The 4,070-nt window shown below is 42.8% G+C and carries 4 protein-coding genes; all 4 read left to right on the top strand.

The features are described from left to right. A partial coding sequence (locus B4J23_RS00020) for a DMT family protein (RefSeq protein ID WP_291358077.1) occupies positions 1-213 on the top strand: 213 nt, incomplete at its 5' end. A 196-nt stretch (positions 214-409) separates the two neighbouring features. Then, positions 410-922, top strand: a complete 513-nt coding sequence (gene purE / locus B4J23_RS00015) for a 5-(carboxyamino)imidazole ribonucleotide mutase (protein WP_004780321.1) — start codon at positions 410-412, stop codon at positions 920-922. 28 nt (positions 923-950) lie between these two features. Next, positions 951-2,072 (top strand): 5-(carboxyamino)imidazole ribonucleotide synthase, encoded by a 1,122-nt coding sequence (locus B4J23_RS00010; protein ID WP_034171354.1) that lies wholly within the window; start codon positions 951-953, stop codon positions 2,070-2,072. Positions 2,073-2,775: 703 nt separating this feature from the next. Continuing rightward, positions 2,776-4,070, top strand: a 1,295-nt coding sequence (locus tag B4J23_RS00005; RefSeq protein WP_291358071.1) for a lytic murein transglycosylase, incomplete at its 3' end; no start/stop codon positions are given.

The following is a 4,070-nucleotide window of genomic DNA, read 5'->3' as shown; positions in this document are numbered from 1 at the left end:
TTATTTGAATATAGCCTGATGATTCCTGCAACACGGCTGATGGCGCAACACGGACTCGCAGTCGGTCAGATGAAGATCACACAGGAAGTGGTGACGTTACTGGTTTTTGTGCCCTTTATGCTGTTTATGTTTAAACAGCCATTTAAACTGGATTATCTCTGGGCAGGATTATGCCTGTGTGGCTGTGTCTATTTCGTGTTCCATAGCCCCTAATATTATGGAAGTGGTGTACTTCCCTATTTTTATTCCAGATTTTGAGATTTCATTAAAAAAATAAGAAAAATCGAGCCTTGCTTTGACCGTTAAATTTTATGAAGCTGAAAAATCAGTCTATAATATGCCTTCCTATTCAAGCTTGGCTCTCTCGTCGAGATTTATCTTTCTTACTTTAATCTCTGGAAAATTTGCAATGAATGCGGCTGCTGCACAAGATACTCCTCTCGTAGGTATTATCATGGGTTCTCAATCAGATTGGGCAACTCTCGAACACACTGCCAAAATGCTCAAGCAGCTTGGTGTCCCATTTGAAGCCGAAGTCGTTTCCGCACACCGTACCCCGGACCGTCTGTTTGAATATGCTGAACAAGCGCGTGATCGTGGTATTCAGGTGATTATTGCCGGTGCAGGTGGTGCAGCGCATTTACCAGGTATGTGTGCAGCCAAAACTGATTTGCCAGTACTAGGTGTACCCGTCAAATCTTCGATCTTAAATGGTGTCGATTCATTGCTTTCTATCGTGCAAATGCCAGCGGGTATCGCCGTAGGAACATTGGCGATCGGTCCTGCCGGTGCAACCAATGCAGCCATTATGGCAGCACAGATTTTAGGTTTAACCCGTCCAGAGATCGCAAAAAATGTCGCAGATTTCCGCGCGGCACAAACCGAGAAAGTCGCAAGTAACAATATTCCAGGTCAAATGTAAGTCCAAGCTTAATACGGGATCAAACACAATGGATAAAACCATCGGTATTTTTGGTGGCGGTCAGCTCGGTCGGATGATGGCACAAGCCGCACTACCTCTAAATATTCAATGTACGTTCTTTGAAGCCAATACGGACTGCCCTTCTGCGGCTTTAGGTCCGGTTTTCTCCACCAAAGCTGTAAATGGCTTGCAGGACTTTATCAATAGCGCAGATGTCTTTAGCCTGGAGTTTGAAAATACACCATTGGCTGATATCGATGTTTTAACGCAAAACAAAGATCTGCATCCACCACGTCAGGCTTTAGCCATCGCACAGCATCGTCTGTCTGAAAAAGCCCTATTTGATGAACTGGAAATTCCGGTTGCACCGTATAAAGCGGTAACTTCACTGGAAAGCTTGCAGACGGCCGTGGCTGAGCTTGGCTTGCCGATCGTGCTAAAAACCTCTCGTGGTGGTTACGATGGTAAAGGTCAGTTTGTTTTACGTTCAGCTGATCAAATTGATCAGGCTTGGGCGGAACTCGGCCCTGCTGGTGAACTGATCGCAGAAAGTTTTGTGACTTTCTCGCGTGAAGTATCGATCATTGCGGTACGTGGTCAAAATGGTGATGTGAAAACCTGGCCATTGGCTGAAAATCATCACCACAACGGCATCCTGTCGCACTCGATTGTTCCGGCTCCCAATAGTGCGGATCTGCAACCAGTCGCGCAGGATTACGTCACTCGCCTGCTGAATCACTTGGATTATGTGGGTGTATTGACTCTTGAGCTGTTTGTGACAGACAAAGGCCTGTATGCAAACGAGATGGCACCACGTGTGCATAACTCAGGTCACTGGTCGATTGAAGGCGCTATTTGCTCGCAGTTTGAAAACCATGTTCGTGCGGTCGCAGGTCTACCACTGGGTTCAACTGAAGTGGTGCGTCCAACTGTGATGGTGAACATTATCGGTCAGCATCCCAAATCTGAAGATGTCCTGGCTTTAGAAGGCGCTCACTTGCATCTATATAACAAGTCAGAGCGTGAAGGTCGCAAGATTGGCCACATCACTTTGATGCCAACTGATAGTGCTCAGCTGACCACTTTATGTCGTCAACTGGCGAAGATTTTGCCAAATCCGCTGGCATTGAGCGAAGATATGACCATCTAAGCTTTAAGCTGCTGATAAAAAAAGCGATCACTTCGGTGATCGCTTTTTTATTTGTCCAGATTCAGGCATGATTGCGCCTCTTTAAAAATCCCTTGCCATTGGTCGGATCATTTTTAAAATCAATTGCTTATAAACTGATCAATTGAGTGTAAATATAATAATTTAACTTGCTCCTATTTTGAGCTGAATTCTGGGTTATTCACTTGTGGATAAACTTAACATTGAGTTTGAATTTAAAACCGGAAATAGGTTTTGAATTTAAATTCATAAAAATAAATTCAAATTTAAAAATGAACTTTGAATTTAAACTTCGCTGCTTAAATTTAAATTCAAAAATATGAATTCAAATTTAAAAGCTGATAAGTGAATTTAAAAATAGGTACTCCTAATAAAAATGAATTTAAAATAGAAATGCTATATACCAGAAGCCTTTGGTTGATTGAAAAGTTCTGATCTAAAGACAAGTTATCCACAATCATTTTTTAAATTCAAAAGTAATTTCCTGAATTTTGAATTTAAATTTAAAAATAAGCTTAATTTGATTTTAAAATGAGTTTGTGGATAAGTTTTTAAATTTAAAAGCTACAAAATGAATTCAAAAGTGTAGGAATTATGAATTTAAATTTACGTATTGGCGCTTTAATTTTCATCATGAACTGCTAAGGTAGAAACATAATTCAAAATCTAAATATTTAAGGGTCTTATGCAACGGCTTGCACTTTTTGTTGGTTCTTTGGTTTTAGCTGCTACACAGGCACAGGCAGAACTAATTATTAATGGTCAGCGTGTGACATCAACGGATATGTCTTCTGTGCCGAGCAGTCCGGTCAATTATGCGTTCCAAAATAATTTTCAGAATTGTCTTGCCAATTTGCGCAGTCAGGCGATTGCACAAGGCGTAAGTGGTTCAACCTACGATCGTTATACGCAAAATTTAACTCCTGATTATTCTGTGATTGAAAAGTTGAATTATCAGCCTGAGTTTTCGACCCCAATCTGGGATTATCTGTCCGGACTGGTGGATGAAGAACGTGTACAGCTGGGTCGACAAAAACTGCAGCAACATCGTGAGGTATTAAACCGGATTAGCGCAGCCTATGGAGTGCCGGCAGAAACGATCGTAGCTGTATGGGGCGTAGAAAGTAATTTTGGGGATATTTCCGGAAAATATCCTTTATTACAGGCCTTGGGTACCTTGAGTTGTGAAGGCCGTCGTCAAAGTTATTTCCGTGGTGAGTTCTTTACCACCATGAAATTGCTGCAACGGGGTGATGTCTATGAAAACCAATTAAAAGGTTCGTGGGCGGGGGCTTTTGGTCATACTCAGTTTATGCCATCGACTTATGATGAGCTGGCGGTTGATTTTGATGGGGATGGTCGTCGTGATTTAGTCGGCAGTATTCCTGATGCACTGGCTTCTACAGCCAATTTCCTGAAAAAACGTGGCTGGCAGACTGGCCAACCTTGGGGCTTTGAAGTAAAAATTCCACAAGGTATGTCTGTTGCAGGCGAAGGCCGACGCAATAAAAAATCACTGAGTAGCTGGATGAACCGTGGTGTGGTGCGTGCTGACGGTACTCCGCTATTACAGGGCAATTTATCAGAATCTTCTCAGGCTGGCTTATTGGCACCTGCAGGCGAAAATGGACCGGTATTTTTAGTCTTTAAAAACTTTGATGCTATTTACAGCTATAACGCAGCAGAAAGTTATGCTTTAGCGATTGCACATTTATCTGACCGCTTACAAGGTAAGGGAAGCATTCGGGCAGCTTGGCCAACCGATGATCCAGGCACGTCACGTGCGGAACGTCGCGAGATCCAACAATTCCTGTTAAACCGTGGCTATGATATTGGTGAGGTAGATGGTCTGATTGGGGATAAAACTCGTCAGGCGATTCGTCAGGAACAAAGCCGTCTGGGTTTAAGCCCGACCGGTCGGGCAGGACAGCAAATCCTGCGTGCATTTAAAAATGAAAATGCCAAACTAATGATGCGTTA

The organism is Acinetobacter sp. UBA3025 (assembly GCF_002367915.1).
Lineage (GTDB): Bacteria > Pseudomonadota > Gammaproteobacteria > Pseudomonadales > Moraxellaceae > Acinetobacter.
Note: the sequence above shows the minus strand (reverse complement) of the source record. Positions and strands in the feature narration are given on the sequence as shown.

Excerpts from the sequence above, each read along its gene's own strand:
- purE (WP_004780321.1), top strand. The coding sequence starts at position 410 with ATGAATGCGGCTGCTGCACAAGATACTCCTCTCGTAGGTATTATCATG.
- B4J23_RS00010 (WP_034171354.1), top strand. The coding sequence starts at position 951 with ATGGATAAAACCATCGGTATTTTTGGTGGCGGTCAGCTCGGTCGGATG.